Source organism: Pseudidiomarina marina, assembly GCF_003987045.1.
In the GTDB taxonomy this organism is placed as follows: domain Bacteria; phylum Pseudomonadota; class Gammaproteobacteria; order Enterobacterales; family Alteromonadaceae; genus Pseudidiomarina; species Pseudidiomarina marina.
On the sequence record NZ_PIPZ01000003.1, the window covers coordinates 129,471 to 145,823 of the forward strand.

16 protein-coding genes are annotated in these 16,353 nt (G+C 46.7%); 6 read left to right on the forward strand and 10 right to left on the reverse strand.

Annotated elements, in window-relative coordinates:
- The first annotated feature begins 4 nt into the window (after positions 1-4).
- Together CWI76_RS09160 and CWI76_RS09165 are read left to right on the forward strand one after the other, a co-directional pair.
- The gene (locus CWI76_RS09160) at positions 5-1,429 is read left to right on the forward strand and encodes a HAMP domain-containing sensor histidine kinase (protein WP_126760044.1); all 1,425 of its coding nucleotides are present in this window, start codon (positions 5-7) and stop codon (positions 1,427-1,429) included.
- On the forward strand, positions 1,430-2,404 hold the full coding sequence (locus tag CWI76_RS09165; RefSeq protein WP_126760045.1) for an alpha/beta hydrolase: 975 nt from the start codon (positions 1,430-1,432) through the stop codon (positions 2,402-2,404).
- Here the strand turns inward: CWI76_RS09165 and fieF are convergent.
- From fieF to CWI76_RS09180, 3 genes are read right to left on the reverse strand one after another with little or no spacing between them, the layout of a single operon-like run.
- A complete protein-coding gene (gene fieF, locus CWI76_RS09170) occupies positions 2,337-3,311 on the reverse strand; it encodes a cation efflux pump FieF (RefSeq protein ID WP_126760046.1) in 975 nt (324 codons plus the stop codon). The two genes, CWI76_RS09165 and fieF, sit on opposite strands and share 68 nt — an antisense overlap.
- Entirely contained in the window at positions 3,301-3,765 is a 465-nt protein-coding gene (locus tag CWI76_RS09175) for a tRNA (cytidine(34)-2'-O)-methyltransferase (protein ID WP_126760047.1), read from the reverse strand. The genes fieF and CWI76_RS09175 overlap by 11 nt, the downstream gene beginning before the upstream one ends.
- 14 nt (positions 3,766-3,779) lie before the next feature.
- Positions 3,780-5,201: a type 2 periplasmic-binding domain-containing protein gene (locus CWI76_RS09180; protein WP_126760048.1), complete on the reverse strand. Its 1,422-nt coding sequence runs from the start codon at positions 5,199-5,201 to the stop codon at positions 3,780-3,782.
- Between the two features lie 140 nt (positions 5,202-5,341).
- Here CWI76_RS09180 and CWI76_RS09185 point away from each other — a divergent pair, with 140 nt between their 5' ends.
- Entirely contained in the window at positions 5,342-7,045 is a 1,704-nt protein-coding gene (locus CWI76_RS09185; protein ID WP_126760049.1) for a type 1 glutamine amidotransferase family protein, read from the forward strand.
- A gap of 143 nt (positions 7,046-7,188) precedes the next feature.
- On the opposite strand, the gene pyrE is transcribed toward CWI76_RS09185, so the two are convergent.
- The 4 genes from pyrE to CWI76_RS09205 all read right to left on the reverse strand — a co-directional run bounded on the left by pyrE (position 7,189) and on the right by CWI76_RS09205 (position 9,385).
- On the reverse strand, positions 7,189-7,830 hold the full coding sequence (pyrE, locus tag CWI76_RS09190) for an orotate phosphoribosyltransferase (protein ID WP_126760050.1): 642 nt from the start codon (positions 7,828-7,830) through the stop codon (positions 7,189-7,191).
- Positions 7,831-7,931: 101 nt separating this feature from the next.
- Positions 7,932-8,645, reverse strand: a complete 714-nt coding sequence (gene rph, locus CWI76_RS09195) for a ribonuclease PH (protein WP_126760051.1) — start codon at positions 8,643-8,645, stop codon at positions 7,932-7,934.
- A gap of 42 nt (positions 8,646-8,687) precedes the next feature.
- On the reverse strand, positions 8,688-9,035 hold the full coding sequence (locus tag CWI76_RS09200) for an HVO_A0114 family putative DNA-binding protein (protein ID WP_126760052.1): 348 nt from the start codon (positions 9,033-9,035) through the stop codon (positions 8,688-8,690).
- Positions 9,035-9,385, reverse strand: coding sequence for a toxin-antitoxin system TumE family protein (locus CWI76_RS09205; protein ID WP_126760053.1), 351 nt, complete (start codon positions 9,383-9,385; stop codon positions 9,035-9,037). Before CWI76_RS09205 ends, CWI76_RS09200 begins: the two co-directional genes overlap by 1 nt.
- A gap of 154 nt (positions 9,386-9,539) precedes the next feature.
- On the opposite strand from CWI76_RS09205, the gene CWI76_RS09210 reads away from it, so the two are divergent.
- The 3 genes from CWI76_RS09210 to dcm all read left to right on the forward strand — a co-directional run bounded on the left by CWI76_RS09210 (position 9,540) and on the right by dcm (position 14,480).
- Entirely contained in the window at positions 9,540-10,403 is an 864-nt protein-coding gene (locus CWI76_RS09210; protein WP_126760054.1) for a YicC/YloC family endoribonuclease, read from the forward strand.
- A gap of 515 nt (positions 10,404-10,918) precedes the next feature.
- Positions 10,919-12,550 (forward strand): TIGR04141 family sporadically distributed protein, encoded by a 1,632-nt coding sequence (locus CWI76_RS09215; protein WP_126760055.1) that lies wholly within the window; start codon positions 10,919-10,921, stop codon positions 12,548-12,550.
- Positions 12,551-13,211: 661 nt separating this feature from the next.
- On the forward strand, positions 13,212-14,480 hold the full coding sequence (gene dcm, locus CWI76_RS09220; RefSeq protein WP_126760056.1) for a DNA (cytosine-5-)-methyltransferase: 1,269 nt from the start codon (positions 13,212-13,214) through the stop codon (positions 14,478-14,480).
- Between the two features lie 70 nt (positions 14,481-14,550).
- Here dcm and CWI76_RS09225 read toward each other — a convergent pair whose 3' ends face one another.
- The 3 genes from CWI76_RS09225 to CWI76_RS09235 all read right to left on the reverse strand — a co-directional run bounded on the left by CWI76_RS09225 (position 14,551) and on the right by CWI76_RS09235 (position 16,214).
- Positions 14,551-15,276 carry an Eco47II family restriction endonuclease gene (locus CWI76_RS09225; RefSeq protein ID WP_126760057.1) on the reverse strand — a complete coding sequence of 242 codons (726 nt, stop codon included), beginning with the start codon at positions 15,274-15,276 and terminating at the stop codon, positions 14,551-14,553.
- Between the two features lie 117 nt (positions 15,277-15,393).
- Positions 15,394-15,900: a hypothetical protein gene (locus CWI76_RS09230; protein WP_126760058.1), complete on the reverse strand. Its 507-nt coding sequence runs from the start codon at positions 15,898-15,900 to the stop codon at positions 15,394-15,396.
- A gap of 2 nt (positions 15,901-15,902) precedes the next feature.
- Positions 15,903-16,214: a hypothetical protein gene (locus CWI76_RS09235; protein WP_126760059.1), complete on the reverse strand. Its 312-nt coding sequence runs from the start codon at positions 16,212-16,214 to the stop codon at positions 15,903-15,905.
- Between the last annotated feature and the right edge of the window lie 139 nt (positions 16,215-16,353).

Here is a 16,353-nt window from a genome sequence, read left to right on the forward strand (position 1 = left end):
CGCCATGCAAATTCGCTGGTACCATTCGCTAACACTCCGACTGTTGCTCCTGTTCTGGGCGCTGCTTTTCGCAGTGGCCAGCAGCGGTTTCTTGTTAGCGATTTGGTATGCCCAGCCGGAAACGGCAAAGCCGCTTCCACAAGAAGTGCAAGAAACGCTGTCACCGCTGCTGAGTGACCAGGTAACATTTGCATCACTCACGCCAGGGCGGCTGCTGGCCGGTAACTATCGGGTTGCCGCCGCCGTTACGCCAGAAGAAGGCCCGAATCGGCTGCAACTTGAACCGAACTTGGCCAATACTCACCGCCGCGAATTACTACGTCAGCTCGATGCCGACCAGCCTGAACAACTGCGCTTGCCAAACGGCATGCTCGTGGGGCCATTCAAACTGGATACGCAACGTATTCTGTTGATTCGTCCGTTGAGCGAAGACGAGCGTGTCGATCAGAAAATAAATTCAGAGCGTGCCGAACAAGCGCAAACCATGGTGCTGTTGTTTGGCTCGCTTGCAATTGCGGTATTACTCGGTTTTTGGTTGGTGCTACCGTTGAAGCGATTAATCAGTGCTACGCGCGAAATTGCTGCCGGCGCAGACAAACTTCACCTCAAACGTTTACCGCGCCGTACCGACGAACTCGGTGAGCTTGCGCGAGCACTAGAAACCGCCGCCCACGATTTAAAAGTGTCACGCGATGCCCAGCGCCGTCTTTTGAGTGACGTGTCACATGAATTACGCTCGCCACTAGCACGTATGCAAGTGGCGTTAATGCTCAGTCAAGATGACGACAATCCCGATGCGACGAACCCGCATCTGACACAAATGAGCCGTGATGTGGAGCGCCTCGGCACCATCATTGAGCGTATCTTGTCGTTGTCACGGCTTGAGAACGGTTTGGTGAAGCTTGATCCGCAACCAATCAATACACATGAATTAGCGAAGAGGTTAGCGGCGGATTTGGCCTATGTGGATGCCAAATACGGCGAGCGCGTGTTGGTACTCGATGCCGACTGGCCAATTACGGCAACGGATGACGAGTTGCTACGTCTTGTCATCGAAAACCTAGTGCGCAACGCACTGCAATACACCGCAGGTATTATCGAGCTAGATTGCGTACGCCATGACGACAAAAATTTTACTATTTTGGTACGTGACCACGGCGATGGTGTACCAGAAGCGCAACTTGCCCAACTGTTTGAACCGTTTTTCCGCGGTGACCCATTGCGTCATCATAAAGCTGGCGTTGGGCTTGGTATGGCATTAAGCTTAAGGGCAGCCAATGTGTTGGGTGGCTCAGTTTCCGCACGCAACCACCCAGACGGTGGCCTTGAAGTATCGGTCAACTTGCCTATTGTGCCAATCGATACCATCACCGAAGACGAACCAACCGAAACTGAAATATCGGAGCAGGAGCCGCAGGAGTCTAATTAAATGTACACGGATGACGACCCGCAATGGATCCGTTTCTTCACGCAACAAATACAACCATTTTGGCGCGATCACGTTGAAGCTAATCACTTACCTCGCCCTGATGGTGTGGTCTTGCATTGGTTTTTACACCGACCAGTGCATCCGCAAGGGCTTATTATCATTTGCCCAGGACGCATTGAAGCGTCATTAAAATATCAGGAGTTGGTTTGGCAGTTGGCGCAAGCAAACTATGCGGTGGCTATTGTCGATCACCGCGGCCAGGGCTTCTCTGACCGTCTTAGCAACAATCCACACCACGGCCATATTGATCAGTTTCAAGATTTTGTTGATGACCTTGACGCTGTGGCGCAAGAAGCAACGCGTATTTATCCTCGCGTCCCCCATTATTTGCTGGCGCACTCTATGGGCGGTGCCATTAGTGCATTGTATTTAGCGCAGCACAAACACAGCATACGCAAAGCTGTATTGTCATCACCTATGCTCGGGTTGCTTACCGGTGATAAGCCACAGTGGTTAGCAAAAACGTTTGCCATTGGTGGCGCGCTATTAAATCGTTGGTTCAGCCCAAAGCATCCATGGTACTTTTTTGGCATGGCTGACTATCGGTATGTGCCCTTTGACGAAAACGAACTTACCCATAGCGAAGCGCGCTATCAAATGTTCCGCGATGCCTATGAAGAAAATCCGCAAATACAATTAGGGGGCCCTACCTTCAATTGGCTGGCGCAGGCCTTTGCCGCCATACGTGCCGCCCATCAACAAGCGGATCGTATTGAAGTGCCAATTCTGCTGCTTCAATCAGGTGCCGATACGGTTGTGGATAATCAAGCGCAACTTAAGTTTTTCAATAAGCTTGGCAATGACCAAAGCCAAATCAAATGCATCGACGGCGCCAAACACGAGCTCTTTATGGAGTCGGATCGCTATCGTCAGCCGGCGCTTGATGCGGTATTGGGCTGGTTTCAGCCTGACTAACTTCGTCGCGAATCTCTTTTGGAACCACGGATAGCGGGTCCATGTGAATAATCACCTCGGTGTAATCGAACAGGTTGGCGACAGCGAGTTCCGCTTTATCGGCGATATCATGGGCTTGGCGAAGGTTGAGGTTATCGTCGAGTTCAATATGGCATTGCACAAAGCGAGTCGGGCCCGCCGAGCGCGTTTTTAAGCCATGTAGTCCACGAACACCCTGAATGCCTTTGATGGTATCGATAATCAGCTGTTTCTCAGCATCCGGTAGCTCACGATCCATAAGCGATTGAAATGCACTCCAACCAATACGCACCGCGCCTTGCGCCAAGAACACCGCAATAATAATGGCGAAGATGCTATCCGCCCAAAGCCAACCGTAGGCACTGAGAACTAGTGCGACAATAACGGCGCTGTTGAGGAGTAAATCGGAAGTAAAATGCAAAGCGTCGGCTGAAATTGCCTGCGAACCGGTTTTTTTAATCGCCACCCGCTGCAACACGACCAACGCCAGCGTTAACACAATCGCGAACACCGAAACATACACACCAATTTCCGCTTGTCGCACCGGCGTACCTTGAATCCACTGCTGCACGCTATGTATGAGCAGCAACATAGCTGAGCCGGTAATCAAAGCCGACTGAACGAGCGCCGCTAATGATTCGGCTTTGCCGTGCCCAAAGCGGTGTTCGTTATCGGCGGGTTGCACGGCGTAGCGCACCGCAAAAAAGGTAAACAAACTGGCTAAACTGTCTAACAACGAATCGGTTAAAGACGCCAACATACTGCTCGAATCGGTCATTAACCAAGCAACGACTTTGACGGCAATTAAGATTAGTGCGACAGAAACTGACGCACGGGTCGCCGTTTTTACCCAGAATACATAGTTCTCGTGAGCGCTGTTAGCTGCCATCAGTAAATCCTTGTTGTCGCCACGCCTCATAACTCACTATGGCAACCGAGTTGGATAAATTAAGCGAACGATTATTTGGCATCATCGGAATACGAATACGTTGCTCGGGTGCAATCTGCGCCATGACATCGGGCGCTAAGCCACTGGTTTCAGAGCCAAACAGCAACACATCGCCCGGTTGGTACTGCACCTCAGTATAGCCTCGGGTGCCCTTTGTGGTAATGGCGTAAATAGCACGATTGCCCATCGCTTCTTTGAATGCGTTGAAATCAGGGTAGCGCTCAACGCGGCTCAAATCATGGTAATCCAACCCAGCACGACGTAACTTTTTTTCTTCAAAATCAAACCCAAGCGGTTCAATCAGGTGCAACGTGCAACCGTTGTTAGCAGCAAGGCGGATCACATTGCCAGTATTGGCTGGCATTACTGGATTAAATAAAGCGATATGGAACATTCCGTGACTCGACGTTATGGCGTTGATGTATCAATAGTACTCGTATTAAGACGAGCATGCTGTAATTGGGATTTGGTCATGATGTCGGCAATCTCGCCACTCTTCACAAGTTCGCGTAATCGTTTATCAAACCAATCTCTGAGCTCGCGTCCGCGTGGCGTATCGTGAAACATCACATGAATTGGTAATGCTTCGCGCAGTTGGTGCTTCACATAATCGGCCGCCGCCCAATCCGGGGCGTTATTATCGTCAAAAGTCACGACTGCGCCAACCCGTTGCATGTCGAGCATGGCAAAACAATCGAGCACGCTGTTGGCCAGATAGTAATTCAGCCCCTCTTTGAAGAAGCTGTGGTAATCGTAGCCAGCCACAAAACAAATTGGCCGCTTCAATGTTCCCGCTAACATCGCATCCAAATCGGCTTGTTCAAGCGCAAATGCGGCAATCGGACTATCGTAGTCAAAGTGGGTGTACGACGGCACCCCATCAATCGAAACTTGCGTGCGCGTACCGCCGACTAACATATCGAAGCGATTCTCATTGAAGCCGAGTACGGCGCGCTGATAGCTGTTGGTATGCAGCTCAAGCTCTTCAGTAATGGGCGAAAAAATAGTTTGTATCAGCTGCCAGTATCTGCCCGAACCATCAACATGGGCGCGCTGTTCCATTAATCCGGCGGTTACTGACAGGGTCGGGAAGGTGGGCGGTTCAATAAACTCATTACGCCGTTCAAAGGTTACGCCATGCTCGCGGAATATCGTGACGACTCGCCCGGTAGCATGCATGTCTTCAAGCACTGTGTTCAACGATGGAATTAAGTGCGCATGTTTTTCATGTAAAAAGTGATAGCCAATTAGGGCCAGCATGGGGGTGATAATTAAGTGCGGGTTATCATAATAACCTAATTGACGCGCCTCAAAATCATTGAGCATCACCGCTTTGACGCGCTTATTAGTGAACATTAAATTGAGTTGCTGAATATCGAGCGCTTGCACCGTTGGGCCTTCAAACTGATGCTCCTCAATCAGACCCATAACGGTTTGCATGCCGCTAATAAAGGCCAAATTTTCCACATCATCAATGGTGCATAAACCACAGTCACGGCGGTCAGCCACCAACACAATTTCGAATGCGAATAGTGGAAACGGCACTTGCTTGAGGTTTTTAAACTCATTGTCGAGCTCGGGCAAACGCCCAAGTTCGCCGGCAATTCGCCCTGCATTTGATTCAACCAAGCTGCGATTACGCGGCATATTCACATAACGCAATGTGATGCCGAGCTCAGCGTAGGCTTCTTCGAGAATTTGCTGCACAGCCGCAGGTACAGGGCCATCATCAGGGGCACGGAAAGTTAATGTTGTTTGCTCAGCGCGCACGGCACCAACTGTCGAAGCGACCATCAGCAATACGCAGAATATTCGCAGAAACATAGCCAAAACAACTTTCCTTTCGTGGTTGTGCTTGTTGGTTAAACCTTTAGCAGTATATCAGGTCGAAGCTTTTATGAAACTAGACTAGAATTGACCTTTGCGGTCAATGCCGTTAGGTTGACCGTCTTCAGTTGTAGGAGCACACCATGAAAACATCAATACTCGCTGCCTCGCTCTTGTTTGGCGCTTCCTTTGTAACGCTAGGCAGTGCGTTTTTTCCGCAATCTGCGTCAGCACAAGACGCTGAGCGCGCCACTGGCCCGAATTATCAACTCTTTTTGATGGGCGATGAGATGGCGTTGTGCTCAAGTATGGCGTGGACCCATTGCAACGACACTGACTGGCTCGATGGTAAAACCATGCGAACCGATCGCTACATTAATTTAAGCGATAACTACACTAAACCGTTACTTGACGACAAATTGTGGCCTGCTCACCGCCGTAAAACGCGCGATGACGTGAAAATGGCGCTCGAGATATTGTACGACCGCATGCGTTCAGAAGTGGTGCCTGAGCGAAGCTTCCAAGATGAGTTTACTCGCCGTGCCACACGCCATTTATATGATAGTTTGTCGGAGCGCGAGTGGAACCTCATTATTGATCACCTCGAAATGCCGGCTCCTAAGGGTAAACATGATACGGCGCGAATCAAGCTGACTAAGATATTGGCGAAGCGCCAAATTCTGCAAGCCATGTTAGGGCAAGCGGATAAGGTACGCGGCAGCGACGATATGCCACGCATCGCCATTGCAGCAGCGGGTGCGCGTGACCCAATTACGGCCGTTGAACCATTTATTAGTGCCTTTGAAAGTTTAGGTGCTGAAGTACGTTGGTTACCCATTGACGCTGCCGTGAATACAGCACAGCGCAGCGGTAAATGCGATGATCTTGATGCACTGCGCGAACAAGAACTCGGTACGTGGAAACGGGCGCGAGTATTCCCAGAGCAACACAAGCAGCAAGTAGCGTTCTGTAAAGATGCCCTGCAAGGACCCAAAATTGTGGATTGGGCCGACGCGGTGTTGATTGTCGGTAATGATCCGAGCTTAGTGCGAAAAGCCTTTTTAGACCCGTTAAGTCAGCCAACTGACTTGATGACCAGTATTTATTTGAAAATGCGCGCGAATAAACTCGTGGTAGGTGCAACCAGCGATGCCATGAACGCGATGACCGCGCGCTCAATGGTAGCCAGTGGTACGAGCGCAGAAGCCCTTCGTGCCGGAGCTATTGCCGGTGAGGCTCCGCCATTTGCCTGTAACAAAGACGATTCGTGCCCACGCAACATGAACTCGGATAGCGCGACCTATCATCCGCTTGGTGGCGTCGGGCTGTTTAATGTTGCCACGCTCGATGGCCAGTTTTCTGATATGGGGCGTCACGGCCGCTTGTTACGCGTTGCCGCAACGACCAATACGCCAGTGGCGGTGGGTATTGATATGCGCACGGCCCTTGCAGTGAATGTGCTGAATGGTGCGTTTGAGGTGCTCGGTGAGCGTGGCGTGTTCTTTGGTATTGGCGCACAGCAAACCGAGAATGCCGTAGCTGCTACTTTCCATTATTTAGCTGCGGGCGCTCGCGGTCAGTTCACTGATGATGGCGTGACCAATGTGAAGTTTGCGAAAGGTGAAGAAGTGGTGCAAGAGGCGCCTACCACGCGCTTCTTAAACAACCGCGGCATGGTTGATTCATTGCGCTTGCTGTGCCAAGAACGCAACAGCTTCAACTTGATTGAGAAAGATTTCCGCTTGATGGTGGCCGGTGACGAAGCCACCAAACGCGTGAAAGCCGGTGGCGAATGTCAGGTTACCGATGCCCGCATCGGCCTCTCGTGGCAACCTGACACGTTCTAGCCCTGCGTCTCACGCCGGGACATGGTAGCCCGGCGTTTTACGCCGGGACATGACGAAGTCATGGTGATTGTTCGGGATATCCAAGATTCACTAGAATTTCAGACATTCACGGCGCTACGCGCCACCCGGCGTGCAACGCCGAGCTACACCCCATACTCCGCCCGATACGCAGTGACTTTATCTAAGTACTGCGCTAAATCGGGCGAGTCTTTCAAATACTCAATCACATCATTCAGCTGCACAATGCTGATCACTTGCGCATTGTAATCGCGCTCAACTTCCTGAATAGCGCTTAGCTCGCCTTTGCCTTTCTCTTGGCGATCTAACGCAATCAACACGCCCGCTAACTCAGCGCCGTTGGCCTGCACAATTTCCATCGATTCACGAATAGCCGTGCCCGCCGTAATTACATCGTCCACCAGCATCACGCGACCATTGAGTGGTGAACCCACCAAGTTGCCGCCTTCGCCGTGGTCTTTCTTCTCTTTGCGGTTAAAGCAATACGGCACATCTTTCTGATACGTATCAAACAGGGCAATTGCCGCTGCTGTGGCAATTGGAATGCCCTTGTAAGCTGGGCCAAACAATACATCGAATTCCACGCCGCTGTCTTGCAACGCCGCCGCATAAAACCGACCAAGACGCGCCAAATCAGAACCCTGATTAAACAACCCAGCATTGAAGAAATACGGGCTTGTGCGGCCCGATTTCAAAGTAAACTCACCAAACTTCAACACGCCACGTTCAATGGCAAATTCGATAAAATCTTTTTGATATTGTTTCATAAAACCGTGTCTCGTTTTTCGTACGCTTTGCTGTTCGTGCGCGCTTCGCGCTGTTCGTAGCCCGGCGTTGCACGCCGGGTGGCGCAAAGCGCCGTTAATGTTTAAGCCAACGCCTGCTTCTGTAAGTCCATGAGTTCGCGAATGGCGTGTTTCGCTAACTCGAGCATGGCATTCATGTCTTCGCTTGAGAACGGTTCGCCCTCAGCAGTACCTTGAATTTCAATGAATTTGCCCGCTTCAGTCATCACCACGTTCATGTCAGTTTCGGCTTTTGAATCTTCTGTGTAATCCAAATCCGCCACCGCATGGCCTTCATACATACCCACCGATACCGCAGCCACCAAACCTTTCAACGGATTGGTTCTGACAATGCCTTCTTTGCGCATCCAGTTCAGCGCATCTACCAATGCCACACACGCACCAGTAATCGATGCGGTACGCGTGCCGCCATCGGCTTGTAACACGTCGCAATCGATGGTGATGGTGTTCTCACCTAGCGCTGCCATATCCACGCATGCACGCAGTGAGCGGCCAATTAAGCGCTGAATTTCAACCGTACGGCCACCTTGCTTACCACGGGCGGCTTCGCGATCCATACGCGAGTGCGTTGAACGCGGTAACATGCCGTATTCTGCCGTGACCCAACCTTGGCCCTTGCCCTTCAAAAAGCGCGGTACGCTTTTATCGACACTGGCTGTACACAATACCTTGGTATCACCAAACTCAATGAGCACCGAACCTTCGGCATGACGCGTAAAATTCCGGGTAATAGTCACCGGGCGGATCTGTTGGGCAGTACGACCACTTGGACGCATGGTTGGCTCCTGTTTTGTGCAAAATTATGGCTGGCGATTATATCAGATATGGATGTGAAATTCCGTTGCGACGGCAATTGGTCGGACTGATTTCTGGCATTTTTCCATTTTCACTAAACCAAAGTTGGCCATGGTTTTTAGTGAGCGAGAAAGATTACTCGGTGCCCGGCCCGAAAGTTCGGATAACTCTTTAAGCGATTGCGGTTCACTTTCAGCAATCATTTTCAGTAGCTCACGGTTATGATCAGATAGAACTTCGGCGAGCGAGCGAATAGAAGGGAACCAAACTTTCGGCTCGTTTTCAGTTGGCTTCACTTCGCCTTTAGCAATAGCAATAAGGCGGGCACGAATTTCTTCTTGCGGCTTCACGCCTATGTGTAAAATAGCCATTAATGAGTCTCCTTCATGTATGCATCGGCTAGGTCGAAAAAATCCTCGAGTAGCTTAGCCGCATTAATAAACGTGTAAGGAACGACGCTTCCGTCAGCTTTGTGAATATGATCACTTTGCTCAGGTGCTTTCCCATATGCTGTTGCTTTACGTATTCGGTGTGCATTATCCATTCCGAGTACTCGTTTACCGCTTAAGTCATGAAGTGTTAGCGAATATTTGATTCCGTGAGGCACTCGTTTACTCGCGTCAATAATTCGAGCCTCAATGAAAACCCAGTAACCTTCTTCTTGATAGAGAGCGGTTCCGCTTAAATCCAAAAGCGCCGCGATAGTATAATCTACATCCATATAAATATCACCTGATGATAATTAATTTAGCTAAGATAATTTGAGCATCTACCGACTCTTTAGGCGAACGTAATTGAACGTGCGAAATAGTCGTACTGTACGACGTAGCGAACAGTGTTAAACTATGACCAGACAAAGCTTACAAGGAATAGCAATGATTCAATCAATGACCGGCTACGCGCGCCATGAACTGAAAGCCGAGTGGGGCACAGCCACGTGGGAAATGCGCTCGGTAAACCAGCGCTTCTTAGAAACCTACTTTCGCTTACCCGAGCAAATTCGTTCACTCGAAAATGGTCTGCGCGACCGCTTACGCAAACAATTGCAGCGCGGCAAAGTAGAATGCAACCTGCGTTTGCACATTGAGCAAAAAGCCGAAGGCGGTTTAAGCCTGAACGAAGATCTCGCTCGTAGCGTCATTTCATCAGCAAATTGGGTCGCCAACCAAAGCTCAAGCGCACAGTTGAATCCGTTAGACGTATTGCGTTGGCCTGGTGTTGTTGCCCAGCAAGAAGACGATATGGACGTGATTCAAGCCGACGTACTTGGCGCTTTTGAAGCCTGCATTGCTGAATTCATTGAGAACCGTGCTAGCGAAGGCAAGGCACTCGAGCGCATGATTGAAGAGCGCCTTGAAGGTATTTCAGAGCAAGTAAGCTTTGTGCGCGGTCGCATGCCAGAAGTACTGCAATGGCAGCGTGAGAAATTACTTGCGCGCTTTGAAGAAGCTCGTGTGGAACTCGACCCAACGCGCCTTGAAGCGGAAATGGTGATGCTGGCGCAAAAAGTAGACGTAGCCGAAGAGCTCGACCGCCTCAACGCGCACGTTGTGGAAACGCGCAAGATTTTACGCAAGGGCGGCGCCTGTGGCCGTCGTTTAGACTTCATGATGCAAGAATTCAACCGTGAAGCGAACACCTTAGGCTCGAAATCGATTAACGCCGACATTACCGCTTCTGCGGTGGAGTTGAAGGTGTTGATTGAGCAGATGCGTGAGCAGATCCAGAACATCGAGTAGCCGTCGCTCGCTCCGTAAGGTAAGCCGGGTGGCGCTTCACGCCGTTATGCTAACCACACCCTCAATGCATACCATTGAGGGTATACCCCATACCTTTCCCAAATTTTTGTGTTCAGTTGCAGCAAAAAAGCTATATCAATAAGTGATTGAGCTACGACTCATTACTTTCGCTTGTTCCCCTGCAGCGGTTTTAGTAATCTCGAACATTAGCAAAAAGCACTCCAATGGAATTATGGCGAGCGATTATTGAGCCAGCTCAGTTGTTTCCTCAAGGAAGAGCCCTCCTCATAAGTTTTTCTTCGCCTATTTAAATTTTGTTTCGCTGCATTGTTGCGTTCTATTTGTGTTTTTTTCGGCTTTAGTTCTTTTATTTCTGCATGTTCTAGGGTGAATCTGGGATAGATAAGAAGCAAAGTGAAAAATTCTAAAGTGTACATGCCGGTGTATTAGAGATATGAGGCGTGCACATTAGTACAATATTAGCTGCCAGAGCGATTTGAAATAAGGGATTGCTTATGAGAAAGACAAAAACAAGAAAAGAGAAGTTGTCCATATATCTTGCAAAGCGAGGCGTGGGAAGCGATGCATCCAAGGTGATTAACCTTGAAAACTCCAAGCCACCAATCGAAATGAAGGTTCAAGGGTTGGAAACAACACTCTACGTCAAAAAGGAGCCTCCGAAGCCCCCGCCTCCATGGACAAGGCTGTTTACAGAACATCAGGAACTTCCAGATGATTTATTCGGTAGTAGACGGGCAGTAGGAGCAGCATTCGTTGCAAATCTTAAGGACAAGTTGTTTATATTGACCTTTGGAACAGGATTTCACCTTGTAAAAAACGAAGCTATTGAGAGAGACTTCGGTCTTAGAGTTACACTTAACTCTGTTGATTCGGATAAGCTGAGAAGCCTCGACAAAGCCAACTATGATCTCAATCCGTTAAACTCGAGAACGCAGAGTTCAATTGACCTTGGAGTGTTTGATCTTGATGTCGACTCTGAGATGGATATGTTGTATGCGGTCACAGGGGTATCAAGAGTTCCCGAGTTTGGTTCACACGTAACCGGAAGAGACGCATTAACTCTTGTGCTAGACATCAATCTAAAACAGTTGAAGGATGTTCTTTTAGAAGCCTTAAACAAATACGAAGAAGACTTGCCAAAGGAGTTTGAATGGGTCGAGAACATTCAAAGGGTCAAAGATAAAGAGCTTTTAGAAGTTCTCGACTTAGAATTAGATGATGTTTTGTCTAAGAGTGAATTCCAGAAAATGTGGATTGGCGAACCAGAGATAATTGATTGGGAAAATCAAATAGGCTATTCCTTCGATCTCTACCAGAAAACACCAAGACACGTTGTATTAAAAATTGAAGACTTGGTTCAATATTTTAAAAATAAAGGCATCTCTTTAACAACAGAAAACCTAAAGCTTCAGACGATCCACATCAATGATAACGAGTACAATTCAGTTAAAAAATGGTCGGCTTATCGGTGTTTGTATGCGGAGGTTTCGGCTGGGAAAGAACAATATATTCTTAGAAACGGACAGTGGTATATAGTCAACAGCAACTTCGTGGAGTATATCGATAAGTATCTGGAGGGATTCGACCCATACGATTTTGAATTTCCAGTTTATTCACATGATCGGGAGGAAGACTACAATGATTTTATCGCAGATACACATGATAATATTGAGCTCATGGATAAGAAGTTTGTAAAAGTTGGCGGGCCTTATGACAAACTTGAGTTTTGTGATCTGATCAGGGACTCATATGAACTAATCCATGTGAAATACTATAGAAGCTCCTCTACATTAAGCCATTTGTTCTCACAGGGTTATGTTGCATCAGAAGCATTTATCGGCGACTCGGCTTTCAGAAAACGGTTAAATGAAAAACTACCCGATTCGACAAAGCTCAAATGTACTGATAGCAGGCCTGATCCCAGTAGCTATAGAATTGTTTATGCGATTGCAACCAATAAATCAGTACCGAAAGAATTGCCATTTTTTTCCAAAGTCACACTTAAAAATGCTTTAAAGACTCTGAAAACGTTAAACTATAAGGTCTCTGTTACTTCGATAAAGGTTGACCCTTTGCTAGAGGTGAAGAAAAAAGGAAAACCAGCAAAAGGAAAGAAACAAACATGACCACGGATTCGCAGTTCTCTAAATGATGCTACAAATGGAAAAACTTTACCCTACACTACAATTTTTCCGGTGAACCTAGCGTCAGTTGCTAGTCGCAGCGAAGGAAAGTTCATCATATGAGTAGAGACTGGGAATCAAAGCCGGAAAAATGCAACAACAAATAGCGGAAAATGCTGAACGCCACATTAGGCAGCGTACTCAGGCAAGTCCAAAACTGCAGAACCGAGATATTCGAGTATTTATCCAAGGTTCTTATCAAAATCGAGTAAACGTTCGCCGAGATAGCGATATCGAGATTGGCGTGGTTTATTTTGATGCCTTTTCTCTGGATACCCCGACGATAATGTCAAAGCACTGGTGGAGGAAGAAAGGTTCACTAATGCTGTATGAATCGACTCCCGATAGTATTAAATGGAACCTACACATACGTTTTTACCTTTCCTTTCGCCCTATAGATTTCAACGCTGTAGAATCTGAGAAACAAGCAACAAATTTCATTTTTTGCGACGACTGCCATTGACCAATCTAGCTTTGAAACGTTAAATAACCATGATCAATGTTTGACTTTTTAGCTGTATAGATATACAGTATTTTTCAAGGTCAAAAGGGTTTGCCGATGCTCGATATTGAAGTCCCTCACCTAACATGATTGGAACCTAAAATGAAAAACAGCGAATTTTTTAGTATTGCGCAAGTGGCAGATATTTTGGGTGTTTCCAAAGAAACCCTGAGACGCTGGGACAAAAATGGAACACTTAAACCGGTGAGAGACGATGGTAATAACTATCGCGTTTATCATAAAAAGCAATTGGAAGAGTTCGAGCAAGCGAAACTACTTTTTAGTAGCACTTGGGACGAAGAACATTCGGTTGAACCTAATAGAAACTACACGCTAGTCGAACTTTTCGCTGGCGCCGGTGGACTGGCTCTGGGCTTAGAAAGAGCAGGGTTTAAATCACTTTTGCTGAACGAAATAGATAGACATGCATGTGATACGTTGCGATTTAATCGTCCAGAATGGAATGTGTGTCAATCAGATATAAGTGAAGTTGATTTTGAAAAATACAGAGGTGCAGATGTTGTCTCTGGTGGTTTTCCATGTCAGGCATTCTCCTACGCGGGAAAGAAGCTAGGCTTCGAGGATACTCGAGGCACTCTATTTTTTGAATTTGCTAGGTCGATTAAAGAAATTAAGCCAAAAGTTTTTATCGCCGAAAATGTCAGAGGGTTGTTGAACCATGAAGGCGGAAGAACTCTAGAGGCCATTAAGAATGTTATCGCCGAACTAGGCTACACATTGATAGAGCCGAGAGTCTTGAAGGCGATTTTCTATCGGGTACCACAAAAGCGAGAGCGTTTATTTTTGATTGGAGTTCGTAATGATCTTGCGGACAAGTTTACATTCCACTGGCCGTCGCCGTTCAAACGAATATTGACAGTGAAAGATGCATTAAAAGCAGGAGAACTATACGAGTCTGATGTTCCACCATCTCCTGGACAAAAATATCCTGAAAAGAAAAAACAGATTCTTGATCTTATCCCGCCAGGAGGCTATTGGAGAGACCTACCTGACGAGTTGCAGCGTGAATATATGCAAAAAAGCTACTTCCTTGGTGGCGGAAAGACAGGGATGGCTCGCAGATTATCATGGGATGAACCAAGTCTTACGTTGACTTGTGCTCCAGCACAGAAGCAGACTGAGCGATGTCATCCAGAGGAAACGAGACCGTTAACCGTTCGAGAATATGCACGTATTCAAACTTTCCCAGACAATTGGGTTTTCTCGGGGCCATTGTCAGCACAGTACAAACAAATTGGTAATGCCGTACCTGTAAACCTTGCAACAGCGGTGGCGAAGTCAGTTGTACGGGCTCTCAACAAAATTGAGCTTTACCACTCAGAAAAATCTGAAAACCTAATAGAAACATGAAGTTAGGTGATGTCAGGTAAATTGATACATACGCCATGAAAAAGTAGATTTTTCATGGCGTATAATCGAATTATTCGCCATAGGCGTCTTCGAAGTACTTTCTAAATAGCTCTTTATCGCTAATAGAAAATTTCTTATCTCCGTAAATTTCATGAAATATGTGCTCAATTACTTCAGGTAGCGCCTCATATAACTCGGTAAGTGCACTCTCTCGCCCTGTGACTAGTGTGTAGAAACTCGCCCCATCAATAATACGAATGTGTTCGTTCTTTGAACACTTAATCCCTTTGTCTTTGTCAGATGGTTCAAATGTTATATTGAAACGCTCTGGTTTTTTGGGAATGACATTGACGAAATAAGCAGTAAAATCTTTGTATTGACTAGCTTTTGGAGTAACGAGGCGTTCGAGAGATTGATACTGATCAGCGAGTTTTCCACCTGTTACAGTATTATGCTTATTTTTAATTTCAGCTATGATTTTCCGGTCATGACACACCAAGTCAACTACGCCGCCGACTCCCAAATCTTGCCAACCACTTACATTTCCTAAAATCTTCTGATGAAGGTTACCGATATGGTTAGTTAGAGTTTTCTGACATTGCCTGACCATCTCGGAATCACGCCAGGTATCGTGGTCGACATTACTTACTGCTGCATCAAATATAGATGCAAAAGGATCTATTACATTTTTTTGAAAATCTCGGATGACTTGTTCTTTTTTGTGCCGACCAACATCAAGAACATCCTTAACTAAACTTATTAATACGTCATCTTCTAAATATTCTAAATATGACATTATATCAACCGATTAAGTAAGTTACTTTGAAATGAAAAATAGAGCATCACACTCTAAAACAAAACAAATTTATTAAAATATTTCCATATTTTTGAACGATTGACCCTATGACGCTCTTCAAGAGCTAAGTAACTCCCAGTTGTCTTCAAATACCTCAAGTTCTCGAATCGTCAGAATTGCTTGAGTTGAAGTGCCACCGTTAGGTCTTCTATATGAGTTCCTTTCCATAAATTCCATAAATCTTTTAACAGCTAGTCGCTGGATATCCTTGTGCTGACAAATGTAGTACTTCGCGCTCTCTATCTCGGCATTTGGAAGATTAACGATAATCCAAAGCATATTAGGATGTTCGATCTCTTTTAATTTACCGAACGAATATTTTCCCGTTTGGTCAATCTTTGTATCAATCCATTTATCGATCTGCGAATGAACCAGCGTATTACCAGTACTACATTTAACTTGAATGGGGAAGGAACGCAGAGTTTTGCTATCAACGGCTGTCAGGTCAAATCCAGGGACATTGCCCGCATACGGACATGCATAATATCCAAGTGTGCCCAATTTCGCGGCGACAAGGTTTTCTCCGATCTGGCCAACAAGCCTAGTATGAACTCCTGATGCCATAATTATTTCACTCGCGTGAATCGACCTATTTCAGTGTGCATAAAGTTTTCACTTTCAACAGTGAATCGCATCTTAGCACCGTCTGTCATACCGCCATGATATGTCACAATCACGTCTTTCCCTCTCACTTCATAAGTTACTGTATCAATCATTCCAAGCGATTCTGTTTCACCTTCTCGAAAAGTTACTTTTAGTCCAAATAAATCAGCCGATTGCCAAGTACCTTCTAAAGGACCGGGATCTTTATCGCTTGAGCATGCTGAAAGAATGATTACGAAGAATAGAGAAGTGATTACTTTTAATAGTTGGTTCATGTCGCATCCTTGTCGTTGTTATACAATCCATTTGATGCCAAGCGCAATTTAAAGTCAAATTGAGCTTAGTAATCTTTCAAATATTTGAGACCAAATTCCACGTTACCTATCACTGTATCGGGTATGAACAATCCTGATA